The sequence below is a fragment of the Pseudomonas sp. MM211 genome, assembly GCF_020386635.1.
In the GTDB taxonomy this organism is placed as follows: Bacteria; Pseudomonadota; Gammaproteobacteria; order Pseudomonadales; family Pseudomonadaceae; genus Aquipseudomonas.
This window is the reverse complement of the sequence record NZ_CP081942.1, coordinates 3,090,199-3,111,989: the sequence shown is the minus strand read 5'-3', so window position 1 is coordinate 3,111,989 and position 21,791 is coordinate 3,090,199. Positions and strand designations below refer to the sequence as shown.

General features: G+C 61.9%; 21 protein-coding genes and 1 pseudogene. 10 read left to right on the top strand and 12 right to left on the bottom strand.

Translation table 11 applies throughout. The features are described from left to right. Nucleotides 1–15: 15 nt before the first annotated feature. The 4 genes from epsC to K5Q02_RS14220 all read right to left on the bottom strand — a co-directional run bounded on the left by epsC (nt 16) and on the right by K5Q02_RS14220 (nt 4,719). The gene (gene epsC, locus K5Q02_RS14235) at nt 16–978 is read right to left on the bottom strand and encodes a serine O-acetyltransferase EpsC (protein ID WP_225831544.1); all 963 of its coding nucleotides are present in this window, start codon (nt 976–978) and stop codon (nt 16–18) included. A 126-nt stretch (nt 979–1,104) separates the two neighbouring features. Beyond that, nucleotides 1,105–3,180 carry a maltose alpha-D-glucosyltransferase gene (gene treS, locus K5Q02_RS14230; protein WP_442963925.1) on the bottom strand — a complete coding sequence of 692 codons (2,076 nt, stop codon included), beginning with the start codon at nt 3,178–3,180 and terminating at the stop codon, nt 1,105–1,107. A gap of 139 nt (nt 3,181–3,319) precedes the next feature. Next, nucleotides 3,320–3,751, bottom strand: coding sequence for a c-type cytochrome (locus K5Q02_RS14225; protein WP_442964005.1), 432 nt, complete (start codon nt 3,749–3,751; stop codon nt 3,320–3,322). An 80-nt stretch (nt 3,752–3,831) separates the two neighbouring features. Then, nucleotides 3,832–4,719, bottom strand: coding sequence for an NAD(P)/FAD-dependent oxidoreductase (locus K5Q02_RS14220; protein ID WP_225831541.1), 888 nt, complete (start codon nt 4,717–4,719; stop codon nt 3,832–3,834). 145 nt (nt 4,720–4,864) lie between these two features. On the opposite strand from K5Q02_RS14220, the gene K5Q02_RS14215 reads away from it, so the two are divergent. Further along, complete coding sequence (locus tag K5Q02_RS14215; protein ID WP_225831540.1) at nt 4,865–5,314, top strand: Rrf2 family transcriptional regulator; 450 nt, start codon at nt 4,865–4,867, stop codon at nt 5,312–5,314. 14 nt (nt 5,315–5,328) lie between these two features. On the opposite strand, the gene K5Q02_RS14210 is transcribed toward K5Q02_RS14215, so the two are convergent. Together K5Q02_RS14210 and K5Q02_RS14205 are read right to left on the bottom strand one after the other, a co-directional pair. Beyond that, nucleotides 5,329–5,730, bottom strand: a complete 402-nt coding sequence (locus K5Q02_RS14210) for a hypothetical protein (protein ID WP_225831539.1) — start codon at nt 5,728–5,730, stop codon at nt 5,329–5,331. 70 nt (nt 5,731–5,800) lie between these two features. Beyond that, a complete protein-coding gene (locus K5Q02_RS14205; protein WP_225831538.1) occupies nt 5,801–7,438 on the bottom strand; it encodes a methyl-accepting chemotaxis protein in 1,638 nt (545 codons plus the stop codon). 341 nt (nt 7,439–7,779) lie between these two features. Here K5Q02_RS14205 and pgm point away from each other — a divergent pair. Beyond that, nucleotides 7,780–9,443 (top strand): annotated as a pseudogene (gene pgm, locus K5Q02_RS14200) (phosphoglucomutase (alpha-D-glucose-1,6-bisphosphate-dependent)). Nucleotides 9,444–9,561: 118 nt separating this feature from the next. On the opposite strand, the gene K5Q02_RS14195 reads toward pgm, so the two are convergent. Next, nucleotides 9,562–9,912 (bottom strand): hypothetical protein, encoded by a 351-nt coding sequence (locus K5Q02_RS14195; protein WP_225831536.1) that lies wholly within the window; start codon nt 9,910–9,912, stop codon nt 9,562–9,564. A 246-nt stretch (nt 9,913–10,158) separates the two neighbouring features. Between K5Q02_RS14195 and K5Q02_RS14190 the strand changes: the two genes are divergently transcribed. Both K5Q02_RS14190 and K5Q02_RS14185 read left to right on the top strand, forming a co-directional pair. Next, nucleotides 10,159–10,719 carry a cysteine hydrolase family protein gene (locus K5Q02_RS14190; protein WP_225831534.1) on the top strand — a complete coding sequence of 187 codons (561 nt, stop codon included), beginning with the start codon at nt 10,159–10,161 and terminating at the stop codon, nt 10,717–10,719. A 65-nt stretch (nt 10,720–10,784) separates the two neighbouring features. Next, a complete protein-coding gene (locus tag K5Q02_RS14185) occupies nt 10,785–11,135 on the top strand; it encodes a hypothetical protein (protein ID WP_225831532.1) in 351 nt (116 codons plus the stop codon). Nucleotides 11,136–11,259: 124 nt separating this feature from the next. Here the strand turns inward: K5Q02_RS14185 and K5Q02_RS14180 are convergent, their stop codons facing one another. Together K5Q02_RS14180 and K5Q02_RS14175 are read right to left on the bottom strand one after the other, a co-directional pair. Continuing rightward, the gene (locus K5Q02_RS14180; RefSeq protein ID WP_225831530.1) at nt 11,260–12,534 is read right to left on the bottom strand and encodes a glucarate dehydratase family protein; all 1,275 of its coding nucleotides are present in this window, start codon (nt 12,532–12,534) and stop codon (nt 11,260–11,262) included. Between the two features lie 62 nt (nt 12,535–12,596). Continuing rightward, complete coding sequence (locus K5Q02_RS14175; RefSeq protein ID WP_225831528.1) at nt 12,597–13,952, bottom strand: MFS transporter; 1,356 nt, start codon at nt 13,950–13,952, stop codon at nt 12,597–12,599. A 107-nt stretch (nt 13,953–14,059) separates the two neighbouring features. Here K5Q02_RS14175 and K5Q02_RS14170 point away from each other — a divergent pair, with 107 nt between their 5' ends. Further along, nucleotides 14,060–14,959 (top strand): LysR substrate-binding domain-containing protein, encoded by a 900-nt coding sequence (locus K5Q02_RS14170; protein ID WP_225831526.1) that lies wholly within the window; start codon nt 14,060–14,062, stop codon nt 14,957–14,959. A gap of 65 nt (nt 14,960–15,024) precedes the next feature. On the opposite strand, the gene K5Q02_RS14165 is transcribed toward K5Q02_RS14170, so the two are convergent. Beyond that, nucleotides 15,025–15,693 (bottom strand): TIGR04211 family SH3 domain-containing protein, encoded by a 669-nt coding sequence (locus tag K5Q02_RS14165; RefSeq protein WP_225831524.1) that lies wholly within the window; start codon nt 15,691–15,693, stop codon nt 15,025–15,027. 107 nt (nt 15,694–15,800) lie between these two features. Here K5Q02_RS14165 and K5Q02_RS14160 point away from each other — a divergent pair, with 107 nt between their 5' ends. Genes K5Q02_RS14160 through K5Q02_RS14140 form a run of 5 tightly spaced genes read left to right on the top strand, consistent with a single transcriptional unit; the run spans nt 15,801 to nt 19,442 of the window. Further along, nucleotides 15,801–15,941, top strand: a complete 141-nt coding sequence (locus tag K5Q02_RS14160) for a hypothetical protein (RefSeq protein ID WP_225831522.1) — start codon at nt 15,801–15,803, stop codon at nt 15,939–15,941. 53 nt (nt 15,942–15,994) lie between these two features. Beyond that, on the top strand, nt 15,995–17,023 hold the full coding sequence (locus tag K5Q02_RS14155; protein WP_225831520.1) for a LacI family DNA-binding transcriptional regulator: 1,029 nt from the start codon (nt 15,995–15,997) through the stop codon (nt 17,021–17,023). A gap of 23 nt (nt 17,024–17,046) precedes the next feature. Then, on the top strand, nt 17,047–17,253 hold the full coding sequence (locus K5Q02_RS14150) for a hypothetical protein (RefSeq protein ID WP_225831518.1): 207 nt from the start codon (nt 17,047–17,049) through the stop codon (nt 17,251–17,253). Beyond that, nucleotides 17,250–18,233 (top strand): 2-hydroxyacid dehydrogenase, encoded by a 984-nt coding sequence (locus tag K5Q02_RS14145; protein WP_225831516.1) that lies wholly within the window; start codon nt 17,250–17,252, stop codon nt 18,231–18,233. The genes K5Q02_RS14150 and K5Q02_RS14145 overlap by 4 nt, the downstream gene beginning before the upstream one ends. Nucleotides 18,234–18,242: 9 nt before the next feature. Continuing rightward, complete coding sequence (locus K5Q02_RS14140; protein WP_225831514.1) at nt 18,243–19,442, top strand: mandelate racemase/muconate lactonizing enzyme family protein; 1,200 nt, start codon at nt 18,243–18,245, stop codon at nt 19,440–19,442. Nucleotides 19,443–19,451: 9 nt separating this feature from the next. Here the strand turns inward: K5Q02_RS14140 and K5Q02_RS14135 are convergent, their stop codons facing one another. After that, nucleotides 19,452–20,669: an MFS transporter gene (locus K5Q02_RS14135; RefSeq protein ID WP_225831512.1), complete on the bottom strand. Its 1,218-nt coding sequence runs from the start codon at nt 20,667–20,669 to the stop codon at nt 19,452–19,454. 192 nt (nt 20,670–20,861) lie between these two features. Then, the gene (locus K5Q02_RS14130; protein ID WP_225831509.1) at nt 20,862–21,761 is read right to left on the bottom strand and encodes a LysR family transcriptional regulator; all 900 of its coding nucleotides are present in this window, start codon (nt 21,759–21,761) and stop codon (nt 20,862–20,864) included. Nucleotides 21,762–21,791 lie beyond the last annotated feature (30 nt).

Below are 21,791 nucleotides of genomic sequence, written 5' to 3'. Positions count from 1 at the left end.
TCAAGCCATGTCAGTTCAGCATTCACGTTGCTGAGCGCTGGCCTGAGACACATTACTCCCAGGCTCGACACTGCGGGTGAGCCAGACGTTACCGCCGATTACCGAGCCCTTGCCGATGGTGATGCGGCCCAGAATGGTGGCGCCGGCATAGATCACCACATCGTCTTCGACGATCGGGTGGCGCGCTTGGCCTTTGTGCAACTGCCCGCTCTCGTCACTGGTGAAGCGCTTGGCTCCCAAGGTAACGGCCTGATAAATACGCACATGATTGCCGATGATCGCGGTCTCGCCGATCACCACGCCGGTGCCATGATCGATAAAGAAGCTGTGGCCGATCTGCGCCCCCGGATGAATGTCGATGCCAGTGGCGCCGTGGGCACTTTCTGCGGCAATACGCGCCAGCAGCGGCAGGCCGGCGCGGTACAGGTGATGGGCCAGACGGTGATAGATCACCGCCAGCACGCCGGGATAGCAGAGCAGTACTTCATCCACACTACGCGCTGCAGGGTCACCGTTGTAAGCCGCGACCACGTCCTGATCGAGCAGTCGACGCAATGCTGGTAACGCAGCCGCAAAGTCACGCACGACAGTAACCGCCTGCAGATCGACCTGGTCAGCGTCTTCGCCACGCTGCCGGGCCGCATAACGGAGCTCCAGACGCACCTGTGTGACCAGACCATTCAACGCCCGATCCAGGGTGTGACCGACGAAGTAGTCCTCGCTTTCCTCACGCAGTTCGGCTGGCCCCAAACGCATTGGGAACAGCGCACCGCACAACCCGCTGAGAATCGCCGCCACGGCCTGGCGCGACGGCAGCTCACGGCCGCCGAGTTCAGGATCGCGGCCAGAGCGGTTGCGCCACTCGGCGCGGGCCGCACGTAAACCGGCAACGGTCTGCTCCAGTTGCCAATTGATCGAATGGGACGAACCTTCTGCTTCCGTGCCACCGGCATTGCTGGTGGCAAACTCGCTGTTCATTGAAACCTCAACTCAAACTGCGACCGGCACCCATGGCCAGCCCCTATGGGGATGGACGATACGGTGTGCCAGCGCACGCCCTCAAATATCCAATGATTATGTGCTTAGCCTGAAAAGGAATATGCATCAGTGATCCAACGGCGCGATCCCCGGTGCCATGCTGGCGATACGCAGCGCCAACCCCTCATAAGGTTCGAGCTGGATATGCAGTTGACCGTCAGCGGACAGATCGCCGATCAGCCGCTCATGGATGATATCCACCACCGGCCCCGGCTCGACATGCTCCAGAGTGATCACCTCGCTCAGCGCCTCGGCACCAAAATTCAGCGCCGTGACCTGAATGCCACGCCCGGCTGGCAGCTCATGCACCATGATCAACAGCGCCGGATGGTTAGTCACCGGCACAGCGATTTGTCGGCTGGACGCCACGCCATGGGAACGCCGCGCTGCGAACATGCGCCGCGCCTGGGACGCGAACGACTGCGGATCGAGCAGCTGCTCACTGAGGCTGCCATACAACTGACGGGCACGCGGCAGGCCCTCGGCGGAAAGCTCAGAATCAGCGTCCAGATCGACCAGGTCATAGCCACCACGGTTGATCCAGCGCGTGTCGCCATCGGCAACCAGCTCGGCCACCTGCTCTGGATCGAGCGGCAATGCGCCGACCAGATCCCAACCGGACAAGGCGACCACCCCCGGCTGCATGGCGTTGAACATCAGCAGGAGCAGATGCACGCGGCGAATCTGCTCGATGTCGGCATCGGTAATGGCATTCAGATCACGGATGCCCAGCGCCGCGGTGATGATACTCACCGTGGTGCAGGCCACGCCGTTGGTGACGAATTTCAAGTTATAGGGCGCATGCTCGCCGGTCAGGCGCTCGTACATCTCGCCGCGAATATGCTCGCGCAGGATGCTGCCAGGTAGGCTCTGCCCACGGAACACGTAGGTGTCATTGGCGTGCAGCGTCCAGAAATGCACCAGCTCCAGGGTCAGTTCGTCGTGGTTCTGCAGCGCGTGGATCAGCGACGCAGGGTCGATGCCGAAATCATGCATCTGCTGCATCATCAGGCGCAGGAACTCCACCTCGCCGGTCAGCAGCGCATGCTGGTAGGCAGGCCGGGTGATGAAGTCATAAGACAGATCCGCGCCGCCCTGAGACATCGCAGCGATATCATCCAGGGTCAGATTCAGTTCCTGGAAGCTGAACGCCCCGGCTTTGCGGATCATGCCGGCAAGCAGCTGGTTACCGGTCAGCGACAGTGGATGGCTTTCCGACCAGGCGTTGCCGTGGCTGCGCCGCTCGACACCGAGAAAGCCGTTGGCGTCCAGGCGTAGCACCCGTGAACCAATCACATCGATGGCATGCAGCGACTCGCCAGTGACCAACTGCTGGGCGGCAAAAGTTGGATCCAGCCAGTTGAGCGAGGGCTGGCCCTCTTTGAAATAGTGCAGGTACACCCAGCGCCGCACCTTGCCGTCCACGCCGGTAATCTCGCCGGTGGCGCTCCAGTCGGTTTCCTTGACGCCCGGTTCGAAGAAGATCACCCGCTGCAATTGGCCGACGATGTAATGCTTGTCACGCAGCGCATCGACCACCACCGGCGAGAGGTTCACCGAGTCACGGCCTTCGGGAAGCGGCGGCAGCAACGCCCAATCGGCTTCGGCAATCTCCACCATGTGATAGAGGCCGGGGTAATCGCCATAGGCCATTTCTGCCAAGCGAAAATCCGCGCCCTTGCCGGTGTGCGAAGGAATCGAGTCATCGATGGTGACTGCATTGTGCGCAGCCGCCACACGACTCAGGTGAACCAGTTGTTCTTCGCTGCCGTACTGCGGGTCGATCTCCAGGCTGATGCGGTCGAAGTTGCCATCCACGGTTGGCGTGTATTCACGCCCCTGCAACCCGCCCGCACGCCGCAGCGGCCCGGTGTGGATGCCCTGCACGCCTAGCTCGGAGAGTGCTGCCCACAGGCGTTCATCGCCGAGCGCCTGAAGCACAGAGCCGTCTGGTGCGGTAATGATCGACGCCGGATAAACCGCCAGCCACACCGAAGCGACTGCCGTGACGCTACGTGGGCGGGCCAGCGCATAGGGTTGCTGCCAAAGCCGCGCTTGCCCCGAATAGAGACGCGTACGCTGGCGGGCCGCATGCAGCATGGACTGCTCGACCAACCAGTTGATCTGTTCTTCGTCTGCCATAGCGATCCCGAGAGTTGAGAGGGCGGATCGCGAACGGCCAGGCCGTCCGCCGGTTGAAAAGTCTGTGTATTTTCAGAACCGGCATGAGGGGCTTCGTTCAGACTGAATGGCTGACGCGCGGCATAAGAGCGCCTAGGCGCTAATGTTTCTGGTGAGACTCGAGGTAGAGCAACAGGTTGTCGATTTTCTGCTGATCGCCAATGCCCCAGAAGCGCATCTTGTTGCCGGGCACGACCTCGTCGGAATCCTTGATGAAAGCGCTGAGGGTTTCTCGACTCCAGACCACACTGGAGTCCTTCATGGCCGGCGAATAGCGGTAGTCGCTCGTCGACCCGGCCTCACGGCCAACGATGCCGTTGAGCTGCGGGCCAAAGGCTGCGCGGGCGCCTGGCCCAACATTGTGGCAATTGCCACAGTTGCGCTTGAACAACGCCTCACCTGCGGCGATATCCGCTTCGGCATGAGCCAGGCCTGCGGCGCACAGCAAGGCAGCCACTGCGAGCAAGCAGTGGCTGACAAAGCGCTGGGGAGTTCGGTAGCGAGTGACTTTATTGAGACGGAAACCAGGCATCTGCACGGGACAATTCGGTCATGGCAAAGAAGCCGACAGTATGCCTCAGCGCTGGAGCCGATTCATTGATCTGCGCCTCTCTAGCGGAAGATCAGCGACTGATGGACGCCCGCCCCTGCCCTTGCGCCGGTTCCTACCGCCAATGCCACGGAGCCCGCGGCCAGGGCTGCGTCGCCGCATGCGAATACACCCGGCACGCTGGTTTCTTGCGTCTCGGACGTTTGCAGATACGGGCCCATCGGGCCATCGGCAAGCGTGCAACCCAACTGCTCGGCCAGCGGACTGTTCTGGTGGGTACGTGGCATCACGAACAGGCCGTCAACGGCAACGCTGCGGCCATCGGCCAGGTTGATATCGACCCGCTCGCCGCTGATCGACCTCACCCGCTCCGGTTCAACCACCACGCCGCGGTTTGCCAGCTGTTCGAGTTGCTCGGTGTCGGGGACGAAGACGCCATTGGTGAGAAATGTCGTGCTACCCCAGTCAGGCAACATCATCGCGTGGTGTATCGACATCGGCGAGACGGCCAGTACGCCGATGCGGCCCTGATCGAGCTCGTAACCATGGCAATAAGGACAATGAAATACGCTGCGCCCCCAGCGCTCGGCGAGGCCATCGATGGCTGGCAGCTCATCACGCACACCACCGGCAAGCACCAGGCGCCGTGCTGATTGGGTTTGTCCGTTGGCCAGCGTCACCACAAAGGCGTCGCTGCCACCACGCACCTTGGCCGCTTCACCGACCAGCCAGGTCACGTTCGGGTAGTCCATCAGCTCGGCGCGCCCATCCGCGGCAATGTCTGCAGGCGGCCGCCCATCCTGGCCGAGAAAACCATGGGAATGGCTGGCGAAGCGATTGCGCCGCACGCCGCCGTCGATCACCAGCACCCGACGGCGCGCTCGGGCCAGTTGCAGTCCGGCGGACAAGCCGGCATAGCTGCCGCCAATAATGATTGCGTCATAACTCATGGCATCACTCCTCCATGCAGGGCCCGGTTAAGCCCAGGCCATCACGAAACACCATAAGTTACGTAATGAAGCCACGTCAACTCTCGTAACCTTACTCATTACGAACCATACTTCCGTATCAACGCCGCTCTACCTCGAGATACCCATGAGAAATGACACCCGCTTGTCACGCATGCTGCATGTGCTGATCCATATGGATCGCCACGAGCAGCGCACCACATCGGAAACCATTGCCAGGATGCTGGAAACCAATCCCGTGGTCGTGCGCCGAACCATGGGCCTGCTGCGCGACAAGGGTTACGTGACCTCGGACAAAGGCCACAACGGCGGCTGGGCATTAGCTAGGCCACTGGAGCAGATCACCCTGCTGGATATTCATCAGGCGCTGGGCACTCAGTCGATTTTCAGCATCGGCCTGGCCACCGATCATCCTCAGTGCCTGGTCGAACAAGCGGTCAATAGCGCCCTGACCCAGGCCTTCGACGAAGCACAGACGCTACTGTTGCAGCGGTTATCGGCGATTAGCGTGGCAACTCTGGCCGCTGATTTCGATACGCGTTATCAGGCGTTGGGGGCGGACTGCCGAAACCTATAGACGCCTGCCGCCACTCAAAGATCGCGAAACAGGTCGTTGGCGTTAAGCAGTGCGTAGGCGATTTCCGGGCGCCGTTCCAGGCCCCGGCGGATGGCGGCGGGAATCGCCTGGCGGGTCTTGCGGCACAGGCCGGGAAAGGTCGTCACCTCGATGGCAATCCCGCGCATGCTGCGCACTTCATTGAAGCCGGGAGCGACTTTTACACGAATGCCCAGTTGCTCGAACATACGCTGCTGCATACGCTCGAGGTCTTCCAGGCTGGCAAGATTTTCCAGACGCTCGAGCAGACGCTTTTCCTCCGCCTTGGTCAGCATCAGGATGCGCTGATCGCCGCTGGCAGTTTCCAGCAGTTGTTCACGCTCGCAGTCGCAAGCGCCAGGCGGACAGGGATGGCGGATCGGCGTCGATAGGCTCATGGCCTGCATCATAGCCAGCCTGGTGGCTCATTGACCATGGTTGCTGAGACGCCATCCCTCTGCACTGATGTCACGCACTCAACTTGAAGCGCCCTACTAGTGTGTTCAACCCCTGAGCCAGGCGAGCCAGCTCATTGCACGCTGCTGATGTCTGATCGGCACCGGAAGCGCTCTGGATCGATAGATCGCGAATGCTCACCAGGTTGCGGTCGACCTCACGGGCCACATGGGCCTGCTGTTCCGAAGCGGTGGCGATCTGCAGGTTGCGCTCGTTGATCATGCCGATGGAGTCGACGATCTGCCCCAAGGCGTTGCGCGCTTCATCGGCGACCTGCAGGGTATTGGTCGCCTCCTGACTGCTGGTACGCATGGCTTGCACGGCTTTCTCGGTGCCGGCTTGGATCGCTGCGATCATCTGCTCGATTTCCTGGGTAGAAGCAGAAGTACGGTGGGCCAGGCCACGCACTTCGTCCGCCACTACAGCAAAACCACGGCCATGGTCACCGGCCCGCGCGGCCTCGATGGCCGCGTTGAGCGCCAGCAGGTTGGTCTGCTCGGCGACGTTGCGAATCACGTCGAGCACCTTGCTGATATCACGCGCCTGATTGGCAAGCCCCTGAACCTGATCGGATGCCTCAACCACATTGCCCGACAACTGACGAATCGCCGCCACGGTGCGCGCCACATGCTGGTTACCGGCATTCGCCGATAGGGTCGAATCGCGCGCTGCATCAGAGGCGCCACTGGCATTGCGCGATACCTCTTCGACCGCCGCACTCATCTCTGTAACTGCCGTAGCGGCCTGGTCGATCTCGGCATTCTGGTTCTGCAAACCGCGAGTGCTCTCCTCCGTCACCGAGGCCATTTCCTCTGCAGCCGCGGCCAGTTGCGTGGACGACTCACTGATCTGGCGGATGGCGTCGTTGAGGTTCCTCTGCATGGTCGCCTGAGCGGCCAGCAGGCGCCCCGCTTCGTCCTTGCCGCTGACTTGAACGGTGCGGGTCAGGTCACCGGAGGCGATGGTCTCTGCGCTGACCAGTGCTTCGTTGATCGGCGCGGCGATAGAGCGCGTCAGCAAGGTTGCCAGCAACACCGTCAGCAGCACAGCGACGGAGATCGTCACCACCACGCCGGTACGCCCATGTTCATAGGTTTTACTGGCGGTAAGCCCTGCCTGTTTGGCGCCCTGCATGTTGTAGGCAGTCAGTTCGTCAAGCTGCTGCTGAAGAGCAGTGCCGTCATTGCGCACCTGGCCGTTAGCCAGATCAAGAGCTTGCTGGATCTGCGTCTGGTGCAGCAGGTCAACGATCTGCTGCTGACCGCTCAGATAGGTTTGCGTACTGGCGCGTACATGCTCGAAAAGGGTTCGCTCGGCAGGGCTAGAAACCAGGTGATCGCCATACTGCTGTAGCGCCTGCTGGAGGGCTGTACGGTAGTTTTGCGCAGCACTTTCATCGATCGATTTCTGCCCGGTGCTTTCACCAACGGCCAGCAGCCTCAGGGTTTCCAGGCGAATGTTGAGCAGATCCTTCTGCATCTCGCTGGTGGCCTGGATGCTGACCATCCAGTTGGCTTCGATATCCTGCTCGGCCTCGTACAGGTCACCCAACTTGAACAGCGAGAACGTCCCCAATACCACGACCAGTAAGGTAATGAGGGCGAAACAAAAAGCGGCACGGGGGGCGATATTGAAATTACGAAGGTTCATGGCGGCACCGGATGACTAGAGCGTATTAACCAACCACTCCTTGTCGGCCCAGCAAGACACGCCCCTATCTTTTTTGGAGAGGCGCAATAGGAAGATAGCAAAGTGACAGCATTGCGCTCATGAACAAAATCTATCGCCGACAGACGGAATATTCGGGTACCTGCAACTGCCCTGAATCGCGCCGCCAGCGAAGGCGCTGGCGCTTTATTCTGCAGTCTTTATCATCCGCGACCATGAGTATGGGGAACTCCAGGCCACTGCTGTGGTGTCGAACCCCGAGTCCGATGCCTCGCGTGCTGCGATAGCCGCCTGGCCCCTTCATCCCATCAAAGGAACGATTGATGAGCATCCACAGCACTGCGGGACGCCTTCCCGACGAGCATAGCCTGGCCAATCTGCCGCGCCTGGTATCCCGCTATTACAGCGAACGTCCGGACCCGAGCGATCCCGCACAGCAGGTGGCGTTCGGCACCTCGGGCCACCGCGGCTCGTCCCTGAAGAACAGCTTCAATGAATGGCACATCCTTGCCGTGACCCAGGCGATCTGCGATTACCGCAATGGCCAAGGTATCGACGGCCCGCTGTTCATCGGCATGGACACCCACGCGCTTTCCGAGCCCGCGTTCGTCTCGGCGCTGGAAGTACTGGCTGCCAACCGTATCGAAACCCTTATCGATGCAGGCTGCAGTGAAACCGCTGGCGAGCCCGGCTACACGCCGACCCCGGCGATCTCCAAGGCGATCCTTGATTACAACAGGGGACGCAGCAGCGGCCTGGCCGATGGCATCGTTATCACCCCATCGCACAACCCGCCTGCCGACGGCGGCTTCAAGTACAACGCAACGAACGGCGGCCCGGCTGACACCGGCGTCACCAAGTGGATTCAGGAGCGCGCCAACGAACTGCTGGTGGCAGGCCTCAAGGGTGTGCAGCGCATCGACTACGCCAGCGCCCTGAAGGCGCCGACCACCCAGCGTTACGACTTCATCGAGAATTACGTCGGCGACCTCGAGCAGGTGCTCGATCTGCAGGCAATTCGCGGCTCGGGCCTGAAGTTCGCGGTCGACCCGCTGGGCGGCGCCGGCGTGCATTACTGGACGCGCATCGCCGAGCGCTTCGGCCTGCCGCTGGAGGTGCTGTCGACCCGCGTCGACCCGACCTTCCGCTTCATGCGCGTGGACTGGGACGGCAAGATCCGCATGGACTGCAGCTCGCCCTACGCCATGGCCGGGCTGATCGAAAACAAGGATCGCTTCGACGTCTCCTTCGCCTGTGATACCGACCACGACCGCCACGGCATCGTCGCCCGCTCGGTGGGCCTGCTCAATCCCAATCATTATTTGGCAGTGGCCATCGAGTACCTGTTCACTCACCGTCCGCAGTGGTCGGCTCAGGCCGCCATCGGCAAGACGTTGGTGTCTTCCTCGATGATCGACCGCGTTGCCCAGGGCATCGGCCGTAACGTGGTGGAAGTGCCAGTGGGCTTCAAATGGTTCGTCGAGGGGTTGGTCGAGGGCAACTTCGGCTTTGGTGGTGAGGAGTCCGCCGGGGCTTCGTTCCTGCGCAAGGACGGCAGCGCGTAGTCACCGACAAGGACGGCATCATCCTCGGCCTGCTGGCTGCGGAAATCACCGCGGTGACCGGCAAAGATCCAGGCGAGCGCTATCAGGCGCTGACCGAACGCTTCGGTGCTCCCGTCTACCAACGTATCGACGCACCGGCCGACCGTGAGCAGAAAGCCCGCCTAGGCAAGCTGTCGGCCTCCCAAGTGACCGCCAGTGAGCTGGCTGGCCAGCCGATTACCGCGATTCTCACCGAAGCACCGGGCAACGGTGCAGCCATTGGCGGGCTGAAAGTGGTCACCGACAACGGCTGGTTCGCCGCTCGCCCCTCCGGCACCGAGGACGTTTATAAGATCTATGCCGAAAGCTTCGAGGGCGATGCTCACCTGAAACGCATTCAGGAAGAAGCCAAGGCGCTGGTCGACAGCGTGCTAGCCGGCTGAACCCATGCAGCCGGCTGCCTGATCAGGGACGTCGGCTGTATGCTCTCTCATGCGGCATGGTGCATTACAGACGCAAAAAAGCCCCGCATAAGCGGGGCTTTTGGTGTTCCGACCGCCTTTAGGCAGTAGCGCGGTAGCCACCGTCACGAGTACGGCGCGACCACATCATTTTGGCGGCAGTCGGGTTGATCGGTGCACCGGTGAAGGTTGGCAGCGTGCGGTCGATCCACTGAGCGCCCTGACCTTTCCAATTGATCTCGCCGCTGACCAGCTTGTTGTCACGCATGATTTCGTGCAGCAGAGCCTTGACGCGGGTTTCACAAAATACGGTCTGGCGATCGATCGCCTTCACGAACACCACTTCATCGTCCTTACGCAACGTCATCAGCAACATCCCGTCAGGGCGCTTCTTGAAATCGACTACGTGATCCGGGAGATTTTCGATCAGCTGCTGGATGGCGTATTGCATGGCTCGTACCCTCTATGTGGTGTTTCTTTATAAGAGGGATATTGCAGAGTGCATGCCAGCTTCTGATAAAAAATAAGCTATTGATTTATAAGGATTATTTTTATTTAAAAAGTAATTGAACTATGCATCCTGCACGGTGACCATTTTTCAGTCGTGCAAGATGCAATATCTGATCGGATGCCCTACCAGCTATAGATAGAAAAGCTGGCCAGAAGTGCCCCGCCACCCCAAAAGGAGGTTTCACCCATGCCGTTACCGGCTCTGATCATCATCGATATGCAACGCGGCATGCTCGAGGCGGCTGCCGGGCAGCGTAACAATCCTGATGCGCCAGCCCGTGTCGCTGAACTGTTGCAGGCCTGGCGCGAGGCGCAAGCGCCGATCGTGCACGTTCGCCATATTTCAAGGGCGACTGGCTCACTGTTTGCGCCTGGGCAGTTTGGCGTTGAGTTCCAGCCAGCGCTGCACCCACAACAAGACGAACACGTCGTCGAGAAGAACGTACCTGATGCCTTCATCAACTCCGGGCTGGAGCGCTGGTTGCGGGTAAGGGGGATCGAATCACTGGTGATAGTCGGCGTCAGTACCAACAACTCCGTCGAAGGCACGGCGCGCTCGGCGGGCAACCTGGGGTTCGTCACCCATGTGCTGGCGGATGGCTGCTTCGCTTTCGCCAAGAGCGATTACAACGGCGTACCGCGCAGTGCCGAAGAGGTACACGCAATGGCGCTGGCAAACCTGCAGGGTGAATACGCGGCCATCATCAACTGCCAAGAAGCCGTGACGTTGCTACCTGCCGTTAGATAGCCACCTTGACTGTGCCGTGCCACACTCCGGGCCGCCGCAACATCATGGCCAAATCAGGATAAGGAGTGTCGAAATTGTTCAGAAAAACCTACCTAACCACCGCACTGGTTGCGCTGTTCTGCGTAACCACCAGCCATGCAGACGACCTGCCACGCCCCACAAATGAAGAGGCGACCGAGGCGGTGCTGGAGATGATGCAAATGCCCGAACTAGCAGGAAGCGCGACGGCAAAACTCGGCACCTGCATCCCGGCACTGGAGGCCGAGCACCCGCAGCAGATCGCCTGCACCGTATCGGTCATGATGGGTGCGGGAAGCAGCGAGACACAGGCAGATTTCTACCGCCAGGGACAGAAATGGAAAGCGCAGCCCAGTGTCTCGCAGGATGAATTGCCCTTCCCAGACCCGGCGCTGTAAGTTCAACCAGGCCGCTCTGCCAGGCCTCACGTGAACGCCACCTCGCAGGTCATCACGGCCAGGAAGCGGAATCGATAGCGACACCGGCGTGCTCTCCCAGAAGAGCACGCCGGAACGCAGAGGTTTAGAAACGCGGCTTGAGGGCCTTCCAGCTCGGATCGTACTTCTGCATCTGGGTCACGTCATTACGCTGACGAATACCACAGGTCAGGTACTGGTCATTGAGCTTGGCCAACTGGTCGTAATCCAGCTCAACGCCCAGGCCAGGTGTGCGGGTGAGTTGCACGCAACCATCGACGATCGGCAGCTTGCCGCCCTTGATCACCTCTTCATCCGGCTCCTGCCACGGGTAGTGGGTGTCGCAGGCGTAGGCCAGGTTCGGCACGGCGGCCGCCACGTGGGTCATGGCCATCAGGCTGATGCCCAGGTGCGAGTTGGAGTGCATCGACACGCCCAGGCCAAAGGTGTCGCACATGCGCGCGAGGATCTGCGTATCGCGCAGGCCGCCCCAGTAGTGGTGATCGGCGAGCACGATCTGCACGCTATTCAGGGCCACGCTGCGTCGGAATTCGTCGAAATCGGTGACCACCATGTTGGTCGCCAGCGGGATGCCAGTGCGCTTGTGCACCTCGGCCATGCCTTCAAGACCGGGGCATGGGTCTTCGTAGTACTGCAGGTCATCGCCCATCAGCTCGGCCATGCGCAGTGAGGTCTCCACCGACCAGTTGCCGTTGGGATCGATACGCAGCGGCGCGTCAGGAAAGGCCTGACGCAGTGCCTTGATGCAGGCGACTTCGTGCTCCGGGCCGAGCAAGGTGCCAGCCTTGAGCTTGATGCTCTTGAAGCCGTTCTCCTCGATCATGGTGCGTGCCTGGGCGACGATTTGCTCGGGACTGATGCCCTCCCCCCAACGATCTGGCTTGTAGGGCGAGCCCACATGCTCGGCGTACTTGAGGAACAGATAGGCGCTGAACGGCACCTCATCACGCACCGCGCCACCCAGCAGATCGACCAGAGGCATACCCAACGAACGCGCCTGGAGATCGAGAAACGCCACTTCGAAGGCCGAATAGGCGTTCGCCACCTGCTTGCTCGGGTGCGAGCCAGGGGCCAGCTCGGCGCCGGCAGTGCCTGGCTTCAGCGCGGCGACGGTTTTCACCACACGGGCACGCAGGCCGTTGAGGTCGAAGGGATCGAGACCGACCAGCGACTCCTGCATGGCCTGCAACACGCTGAGCACAGGGGCATCACCGTAACTTTCACCCAGGCCGATGTAGCCGTTGTCACTTTCCACTTCGATGATCGAACGCAGAGCGTAGGGTTCGTGGATGCCGCTGGCGTTGAGCAGCGGTGCGTCACGGAACGCAATCGGCGTTACGCGTACGTGTTTGATCCTCATGATTGGAACTCCTTGAATCTTGCAGGATTACTGCGCCGGTTGTGCCGGCGCCTGGACTTTTCTCAAGCTGGCGATACCGCCGGTTTCGGGCTGACACCGTTGCCGCTGCCTTTGGCGCTTTTGCTGGTCTTGGTCATGAACACCAGGATGCCGGCGATCAGCGAAACCACGGCCAGACCGATCAGGCCGCCTTCGATGGAGCCGGTGTGCTCTTCGAGGTAACCGAAAGTGGCCGGGGCCACGAAGCCGCCCAGGCTGCCCACCGAGTTGATCAGGGCAATAACTGCTGCTGCGATGCGCGCATCCAGGTACGCCTGGGGAATCGGCCAGAACAGCGAGGACGCCGCCTTGAAGCCGATGGCCGCGAAGCAGATGGCAATAAAGGAGAAGATCGGCCCGCCAGTGGTGGACATGAACAGCCCGAACGCGGCGATCACGAACGCGGCCGAGGCCCATGCCTGTTGCCACTTGTAGCGCGCTGCCAGGCTGGCGAAGGCGTACATTGCGACCACCGAGATGATCCACGGTACCGAGTTGAACAGGCCGACCTGCATATCATCCAGCCCACCCATGGAGCGGATGATGCTCGGCAGCCAGAAGGTGCAGCCGTAGATGGTCAGCGAGATCGAGAAATACAGGAAACAGAACAGCATGATCTGCGGGTCGCGCAGCAGCTTGAACACCGAGTGCTTGACCGCGCCGGTCTCCCCCGCCGCCAGTTGGCGCTGACGCTGTTCTTCGTCGATGCAATCGGTCAGCGCCTGGCTCTCTTCACGGGTCAGCCATTTGGCGTCCTTGGGCAGCGAATCCAACCAGAACCAGACGAAACCGCAGAGCACTACCGAGAACATGCCCTCGATGAAGAACATCCACTGCCAGCCTTTCATGCCCAGGCCTTCGATTTGCAGGAGCAGACCGGACAGCGGGCCGGAGAGGATCGACGCGATGGCCGAGCCACTGAGGAAGATGGCCATGGCCTTGCCACGCTCACCGGCGGGCAGCCACTTGGTGAAGTAATACACCACGCCCGGGAAGAAACCGGCCTCGGCGACGCCGAGCAGGAAGCGCAGGATATAGAACCAGGTTTCGTTGGGCACAAAAGCCATCGCGGTGGCGACGATGCCCCAGGTGAACATGATGCGGGTCAGCCACACCTTGGCGCCGTAGCGCTGCAGGAGCATGTTCGACGGTACTTCGAACATCGCGTAGCCGATGAAGAACAGGCCGGCGCCCAAACCATAAGCGGCGGCACCGATACCCAGATCGGTTTCCAGGTGGCTGCGGACGAAGCCGATGTTCACCCGGTCGATGTAGTTGACGATGAACATGACCACGAACAGCGGCAGCACGTGGCGTTTCACTTTCGAGACCGCGCGGGCGACAACCTGCGGGTCGGCGGAACTCTGGACGTTATTCAATTGGGGCGACTCCCGATCATTGTTTTTGTGGGATGCGCCGATCATGTACGCGGGCATTGATCCCGTCTAATCTAGATTGGTATTCGATTGATACCTGGATTAGATCAATGTTCGAGCTTGCCCAGCTGCGCTGCTTCACCACCGTCGCCACCGAACTCAACTTTCGCCGCGCCGCCGAACGACTGAACATGACCCAGCCGCCACTCAGTCGGCAAATCCAGTTGCTGGAGCACAGCCTTGGCGTCGAGCTGTTCACCCGCAGCACGCGCAGCGTCGCGCTCACCGCCGCTGGCCGGGCGTTTTTCATCGAAGCTCAGCACTTGCTGGAACGCGCCCATCAGGCAGCCGCCTCGGCACGACGCTTCGCGGCAGGCGATATCGGCTCGGTGAGCATCAGCTTCGTTGGCAGTGCGGTGTATGAGTTCCTGCCACGGGTGATCGCCGAGGCGCGGCTCAATCAGCCCCAGGTGAAGATTTCCCTGAGCGAGATGAACACCCACCAGCAGCACGAAGCGCTGCGCACCCGGCGTATCGACCTGGGCATCGTGCGCCAGCCGCTGCTGCAGGCGGGTTACGAGAATGAATGCCTGGTGCGTGAGCCTTTCGTGCTGGCCATCCCGAGCCAGCATCCACTGGCCACGGCTGATCAGCTAAGGGTCAAGGATCTCGATGGCGCGCCCTTTCTGATGTACTCCCACGCGGCCTATCCGCCGTTCAACGAACTGCTGACCGGCATGTTCCGCTCGGCCGGCGTGGCTCCGGAATACGTACAGTGGCTGGGTTCGTCGCTGACCATCCTGGCACTGGTCAACGCCGGCATGGGCCTGGCCCTGGTGCCGCGCTGCGCCACCAACGTGGTGTTCAAGGACGTGACGTTCCGCGAGATCGACCTGGGCGACGGCATTCAGAGCGAGCTGCACCTGACCTGGCGCAGCAACAATGACAATCCGGCCTGCATGATGCTGCTGGAGGCGATTCGAGCAGCGGTGGCCGCAGACATGCACTGATGCGCGAACCTGTCCCGTAGCCTGGGTTGCGCAGAGCGATACCCAGGGCGGCTTGACCTATCGATTCAGACCCACTGATCGTTACGCTTGCGACGCACCCGGAACATCGTCGGCAGGATCAACCCCATCAACAAACCAGCGCCCGCGATACTGCCGCCGTAAATCATGTAGCGCATCAACACCTGCTTCTGCTCGCTACCCAACTGCGCCTGGGCCTCGCGCAGCTCTGCACGGGACTGGTTCAACTCGATATCCAGAGCGCTACGGCTGGCCTCTAGCTCGTCGATCAGGGTCTTGCGCGAATCCAGGGTCTCCTGCATGCCTTGCACGCGGGTTTTCCAGGTGTCGTTGATGCCTTCGAGTTCGGTGCTCAGTTCGGTCACCTTCTGCTCAAGCGCTGGCAGCCGCTCAGCCTGGCCGGGAACCTCCTGCAGGTCGCGGTTGGCGATCCAGACGGCATCGCCATTCTCGCCGCGAACCTGGCTGTAATCGCCCTGAGTACGCAGCAACTGCACGCGTACACCTGAACTAAGCGTGCCGACAATACGGTAGCCATCGGTCGGGCCGCTGCGCACGTAGGTATTCAAACTGTCGCTGACCCAGCGCACGTCGGCGCTGGCCTGTTGAGCATGAGCCGGCGCCGCAACAAGCAGCAAACCGGAGAGTAGTGAAGCCCCGAGCACGCGAAGCTGCGGCAGGGAAAAGGATGCGGAAAACGGGCGGGCTAGGGACATAAAAACGATCTTCACTCGGCGGTGGAACACAATGCGACGCAGCGCGCTAACGTCAGCCAGATGAATTGTTGTGGGGCTCGGCAAGGTCGCGTAACTGGCGCAACGCCATGCCTTTCGCCCGGTTTGGCCGACTGCTGAAAGACCGCGGTGAATCGGGCTGGTTCCTCAACAGCCGGCACATCGGCCAACGGAAGATGGTCGGCGAACGCTGCGGGCCGCCAAGCTGGCAAAAAGCGATCACGGCATGACCCAGGCACCTCAGCGCTGTTAGGATGACCCCGACAATCAAAGTGGGAGCGTTATGGCGGTCAAGGGAGCAGGACACAGCGGCAGGTCGACCAACGGGACAACCCTGATCGACGTGGCCAAGGCAGCGGGTGTGGCACCGATGACCGTGTCACGGGCACTCAACAACCCGGATCACGTCAAAAAGGCGACCCTGCTCAAGGTGCGCAAGGCCATCGAAGACACCGGCTACGTGCGCAATCTGGTCGCCGGCGCCCTGGCCAGCAACCGCAGCCATCTGGTCGCGGTGATCGTGCCGATCCTCACCAACCCGATCTTTTCCGACACCTTCCAGGCCATCGCCGACCGCCTGAGTAAATCCGGTTACCAGGTGCTGCTGGGCATGTCCGGCTACCAGCCTGACCAGGAGCAGGAACTGCTCGAAGTGATCCTTAGCCGCCGGCCCGACGGCATCATCCTCACCGGCACCCTGCACACCGAAGCCAGCCGCCGCCGACTGCGCGCGGTGGGCGTTCCTGTGGTAGAAACCTGGGATCTGAGCAGCGACCCCATCGACATGCTGGTGGGCTTCTCCCACGAAGACATCGGCCGCGATGTGGCCCGCCATCTGCTCGGCAAGGGCTACGGCGACTTCGCCACCCTGGCGGTCAACGATCCACGCGGCCAGCGCCGCATCAAAGCCTTCGTCGATGAGCTGCGGGCCAACGGCATACACGAGGTGCCGAGCGAGCGCATCGAAGGCGTGCCGACGCTGGAGCATGGCCGCGCCGGGCTGCGCAAACTGCTCGCCAGCCCGGCACGGCCGCTGGTGGTGGTCTGCAGCTCGGACACCCTCGCCCACGGCGTACTTACCGAAGCGCTGGCGCAGGGCATTCGCGTCCCCGATGAAGTGGCGGTGATGGGCTTTGGCGACATGAACTTCGCGGCCCATACCCATCCAGCGCTGTCGACCGTGAAGATCGACGGCAAGGCCATGGGCGATGCCGCCGCCAGCGCCCTGCTCGACCGCTTGCTGGGTAACGCCGATGAGGTTGTGCAACGGGATATCGGCTACACGCTGATCGACCGGGACAGCACCCGCTAGGCGCAACAGCGCTCGAGAGCCCCATGGCAGAGGGCTTCCCCTACTCTTTGGCCCTGCTCCGCAGAAAAATTTTCTTGTCAGCTTTGACCGTCATGCACTACGGTGGGCTGCAAAATGGTTGCGCTACCATAAAATTGATTTGCAGCCCTTTCGAACAAGAACCGTCACTTGCCGGCCTGCAAAACAAGGCTGGCACAGGCATGACCGCAATACAGGAGAAGTACGCATGAAGATCGTCATGATCGGCGAAGCCGCCACCCACCGGGACGAAATCGCTGCCGAGCTGGACTTCGAGGCCAACTACGTGGCCCTGCCGCGGGAAGCCCATGAATCCCCGGAGTGGGATGAGCAGATCGACGGTGCCGATGTGCTCGTGGCCATGCGCTTCAAACGCCCGAACAAGGCCGAAGTGCCGCGCTTTCGCCTGCTCCATGTACCGGGTGCCGGCCTCGATGGCATCGACTTTTCAGTGATGCCCGAAGGCAGCATGGCCTGCAACGTGTTCGAACACGAAATTCCCATGGCCGAATATGCGCTGGCGAGCATGCTCGAACATGAAGTGGGCCTGGCCGCAGCCCGCGCCAGCTTCGACAGCGAGCGTTTCTCATCCGCCTATCTGGGCCGCAAGCCACGCGGCGAGCTGTATGGCAAAACCGTGCTGATCGCCGGTTTCGGCCGCATCGGCCAGGCCGTAGCGGTGCGTGCCCAGGCCTTCGGGCTGAAGGTCATCGCCCTTTCCTCCCGCGCCCTTAACGGCCAGTTGAAGGGCCCGTGCAACGAGGCTTATACGCCATCGCAGATCAACGAAATCCTGCCCCGCGCCGACTACGTGGTTCTGTCGTGTCCGCTCAACGATGCAACCCGTGGCTCGTTCGCTGCAGCGCAGTTCCAGGCCATGCGCGAGGACGCCGTGCTGATCAATATCGCCCGTGCCGCGGTGGTAGACGAAGACGCACTCTATCAAGCCCTGGTCGACAAGCAGATCGCCAAGGCGTTTCTCGACGTCTGGTACGCCTACCCGGCAGGCAGCAGCGACAGCGTGGCGCCGGCCCGGCACCGCTTCGAGGAGCTGCCCAACGCCTTCTGCACGCCGCACATCTCCGGCTGGACTCATGGTCTGTTCGAACGCCGCTACGCCTTCATCGCCGCCAATATCGAGCGCCTGAAAAACGGCGAGAAGCTGCATAACGTCGTCTACGGCGAGGGTTGAGGACAGGTCATGAAAATTACCAGAATCGAAACTACCCGCCTGAAGAGCCTGCCCAACCTGATCTGGGTCGAGGTGCATACCGATGACGGCCAGGTCGGCCTTGGCGAGACCTTTCGCGGTTCGGAGGCCGTGGAAGCCTACATCCACTCGATCTCCGCTAGCATGCTGCTGGGCAAGGATCCGTTGCAGATCGAACGGCACAGCAAGACCCTGCTGCGCGGCTACCTCGGCTTCAACGGTTCCGGCGTGGAAACCCGCGCGGCCTCGGCGCTGGATATCGCCCTCTGGGACATCTTCGGCCAGGCGGTGAACCAGCCCATCTATCAGCTGCTCGGCGGTCTCGCCCACGACAGCATGCGCGCCTATAACACCTGCGCCGGTGGCAACTTCAACACCGGCGGCGAACAGCGTCGCACCATCGCCAAGGGCGAGGCCAGGGTCAGCGAGCGCTACGACGACCAGGTCGCCTTTATCGAATGCCCCGACGAGCTGGCCCTGAGCCTGATCGAAGACGGTTTTAGCGCCATGAAGATCTGGCCCTTCGATGCCTTCGCCATGGCCAGCGGCGGCCAGTACATCAGCTCGGCGGATATAAAAAAGGGCCTTGAGCCCTTCGAGAAAATCCGCAACGCGGTCGGTGACCGCATCGAACTGATGTGCGAATTCCATTCTTTGTGGAACACCACCACGGCGCTGGCCATCGCCCGTGAACTGAAGGACTACAACATCTTCTGGTCCGAAGACCCGATCAAGATGGACTCCGTGCAGGGCCTGGCCGATTACCGCCGCCTCAGCGGCCTGCCGGTGTGCGGCAGCGAAACCCTGGCGACGCGCAGTTCGTTCCGCGACCTGCTGGCCGCCGATGCGCTGGACTACGTGATGCTGGATCTGTCCTGGTGCGGCGGTATCAGCGAGGCCAAGAAAGTCGCCGCCCTGGCCGAGGCCTACCAGAAACCCATCGCCCCCCACGACTGCACCGGGCCGGTGGTGCTGATGGCCTCGCTGCACCTGGGCCTGTCGAGCCCCAACGCGATCTTCCAGGAAGTGGTGCGCGCCTACCTGGCCGGCTTCTATCAGGATCTGGTGACCACCCTGCCCGATGTGCAGAACGGTTTCATTCTGCCGCCAACGGGCGCCGGCCTGGGCACTGCGCTGAACCCGCGCTTGCGTGAGCGTGCGGACTGCGTGGTGCGTACCTCGCAGCTCTGAATCACACTGTTACTTGCCGGACAGCACACTCTGCTCCAACGCAGCGGCCTGGCGCCCATTCCACAGGGCCAACAGCAGCGCCAGGGCCGGGAACGCGCCGCCGATCAGCGCGGCGCCCTGCCAGCCAAAGCTTTCGTAGATAGGGCTGGCGATGGCCGACCCCGTGGCGCCGCCCACGAAGATGCTGGTCATGTACAGGGCATTGAGCCGCGCCCGGCTGTTCTGCTCCAGGGCATAGACCTCGCGCTGGCCCAACACCATGTTCAGTTGCACGGCGAAGTCCAGCAGCACGGCACACAGCACCAGGCCGATCACCCCTGCCAATGGGCTGGCCAGGGTCAGCGCGAAAGACAGCGGGGCGAGAATCAACGCCACCAGGGTTGCACGCCGAGTATGACCGGCATCGGCCAGGCGGCCCGCGAGTGGTGCGGCGATCGCGCCGATGGCACCTACCAGGGCGAACAGCGCGACCTGGCTCTGGCTGAACCCGTAATGGCGCACCAGTTCGAGGGGAGCCAGCGTCCAGAACAGGCTGAACGAGGCGAACATCAGCCCTTGGTAGAGCGCCCGCTGACGCAGCGTCGGGTAGCGGCGCAGCAGGCCGAAGAGTGACAACAGCAATTGCCCGTAATGGCCACGATTGTCCGGCGCATGACGGGGAATGGTGGTGGCGATCACTACCACGATGCCAAGCATCATCGCTGCCGCGCAAAAGTACACCGCACGCCAGCCAAAGTACTCGGCGATCAGGCTCGCGACCGGGCGCGCCAGCAGAATGCCCAACAGCAGCCCGGCCATGATGTTGCCCACCACGCGCCCCCGAGTTGCCTCCGGCGCCAGATGGGCCGCCAGGGGAATCAGCATCTGCACCGATACCGAACTCAGACCGACCAGCAGCGACAGGCCGAGAAACAGGCCCGGCGATGACGAGAAGCCCGCGGCCAACAGGCAAACCATCGCGGCCAGGGTGGTCAGCAGCATCAGCCGACGGTTTTCCAGCAGGTCGGCAAGCGGCACCAGAAACAACAGCCCCACCGCATAACCGACCTGGGTCAGGGAAACGATCAGGCTGGCCTTGTGCATCGACAGGCCCACGGCCGGAGCGATCAGCTCGATGATCGGCTGGGCGTAATAGAGATTGGCGACGATGGCGCCGCAGCAGAAGGCGAACAGCAGCACCAGCGCAGGCGGCAGGCTGTGGTGTTCGCGGGAAGTGGATGTGTTCATGGTTACCTCGCGATGAATCGGCGTACACAGGCGCGGATCGTCGGAATGGGGAACGGGTGGGATGCCCGGCAATGCCATGGCGTCACCAGCATCTGGCTGGCGGCATCTGGTGACGCAACGTTACGGCGCCTCGCCGCTGCAGAGAATCCGTATCCAGCGCAACGCAGCGTTGCGCAGATTCGAACGCCCGGCTCAGCCTTCGAGCAGCTCACGCAAAAACGCAACGAACGCAGCAACCCGTCGCGACCCGCGCTGATTGGGCAGATACAGCACGCTGATGGCGCCGCTCATCGAACCGGGCGCTACCTCATGCTGATCCAAGAGGCGAATCAGCCGGCCAGCGGCGACGTCGTCCTGAACCAGCCAGTCGGCCAGCAGCGCGATGCCCTGCCCCGCCAGCGCCGCTTCACGCAGTACATCGCCATTGTTGCTTTGCAAAGGCCCACGCACCGCCACCTGCTCGACCTCACCTGCCGCGCTGAACTGCCAGCGCTGCCCGGGGGCACCGAAATCGAACCGCAGGCAATCATGAGCGAGCAAAGACTGGGGCTCACTGACCGGCAGGCTGCGCGCCAGATAATCCGGGCTGGCCACCAGCCAGCGGCGAAACTCGCCGACTCTCAGGCTGACCACATCTTCGCTCAACACCGCGCTGCCGAGGCGAACCGCAACGTCCACCCGCTCGCCGAGTAGATCGATCACCTCATCGCTGAGCCGCAGGTTCAAGTCCAGCTCGGGATGGCGTTCGAACAGCCGGCCAAGATGCGGCGCGATGATTCGCCGACCGAACTCTACCGGCACGCTGACATTCAGCCGCCCGCGCGCCTGACTACCACCGTCGCAGACGGCCGCATCGGCCTCCTCAAGCGCTTCGAGAATGGCCACCGCCCGTTCGAAGTAAGCGCGCCCGGCCTCGGTGACGCTGACCTGGCGAGTACTGCGGTTGAGCAGCACGCTTTGCAGCTCCGCCTCCAGGCCGCTGACCAGGCGCGTCACCGAAGACGTCGCCATGCCCAGTGACCGCCCAGCAGCAGAAAAGCCACCACTGCGCACGGTTTCGACCAGGGCCTTCAAAGCCAGCAGCTTGTCCATCGAACAGATTCCCGAGACTGACTGGCGGTG

Bases quoted from the DNA above. Each gene is read 5' to 3' on its own strand.
- K5Q02_RS14220 (WP_225831541.1), bottom strand. From the start codon at position 4,719: ATGAGTTATGACGCAATCATTATTGGCGGCAGCTATGCCGGCTTGTCC.
- K5Q02_RS14170 (WP_225831526.1), top strand. From the start codon at position 14,060: ATGTTCGAGCTTGCCCAGCTGCGCTGCTTCACCACCGTCGCCACCGAA.
- epsC (WP_225831544.1), bottom strand. From the start codon at position 978: ATGAACAGCGAGTTTGCCACCAGCAATGCCGGTGGCACGGAAGCAGAA.
- K5Q02_RS14215 (WP_225831540.1), top strand. From the start codon at position 4,865: ATGAGAAATGACACCCGCTTGTCACGCATGCTGCATGTGCTGATCCAT.
- K5Q02_RS14195 (WP_225831536.1), bottom strand. From the start codon at position 9,912: ATGCAATACGCCATCCAGCAGCTGATCGAAAATCTCCCGGATCACGTA.
- K5Q02_RS14150 (WP_225831518.1), top strand. From the start codon at position 17,047: ATGGCAGAGGGCTTCCCCTACTCTTTGGCCCTGCTCCGCAGAAAAATT.
- K5Q02_RS14155 (WP_225831520.1), top strand. From the start codon at position 15,995: ATGGCGGTCAAGGGAGCAGGACACAGCGGCAGGTCGACCAACGGGACA.
- K5Q02_RS14145 (WP_225831516.1), top strand. From the start codon at position 17,250: ATGAAGATCGTCATGATCGGCGAAGCCGCCACCCACCGGGACGAAATC.
- K5Q02_RS14210 (WP_225831539.1), bottom strand. From the start codon at position 5,730: ATGAGCCTATCGACGCCGATCCGCCATCCCTGTCCGCCTGGCGCTTGC.
- K5Q02_RS14130 (WP_225831509.1), bottom strand. From the start codon at position 21,761: ATGGACAAGCTGCTGGCTTTGAAGGCCCTGGTCGAAACCGTGCGCAGT.
- K5Q02_RS14205 (WP_225831538.1), bottom strand. From the start codon at position 7,438: ATGAACCTTCGTAATTTCAATATCGCCCCCCGTGCCGCTTTTTGTTTC.
- treS (WP_442963925.1), bottom strand. From the start codon at position 3,180: ATGGCAGACGAAGAACAGATCAACTGGTTGGTCGAGCAGTCCATGCTG.
- K5Q02_RS14190 (WP_225831534.1), top strand. From the start codon at position 10,159: ATGCCGTTACCGGCTCTGATCATCATCGATATGCAACGCGGCATGCTC.
- K5Q02_RS14135 (WP_225831512.1), bottom strand. From the start codon at position 20,669: ATGAACACATCCACTTCCCGCGAACACCACAGCCTGCCGCCTGCGCTG.
- K5Q02_RS14180 (WP_225831530.1), bottom strand. From the start codon at position 12,534: ATGAGGATCAAACACGTACGCGTAACGCCGATTGCGTTCCGTGACGCA.
- K5Q02_RS14160 (WP_225831522.1), top strand. From the start codon at position 15,801: ATGCCTTTCGCCCGGTTTGGCCGACTGCTGAAAGACCGCGGTGAATCG.
- K5Q02_RS14140 (WP_225831514.1), top strand. From the start codon at position 18,243: ATGAAAATTACCAGAATCGAAACTACCCGCCTGAAGAGCCTGCCCAAC.
- K5Q02_RS14225 (WP_442964005.1), bottom strand. From the start codon at position 3,751: ATGCCTGGTTTCCGTCTCAATAAAGTCACTCGCTACCGAACTCCCCAG.
- K5Q02_RS14165 (WP_225831524.1), bottom strand. From the start codon at position 15,693: ATGTCCCTAGCCCGCCCGTTTTCCGCATCCTTTTCCCTGCCGCAGCTT.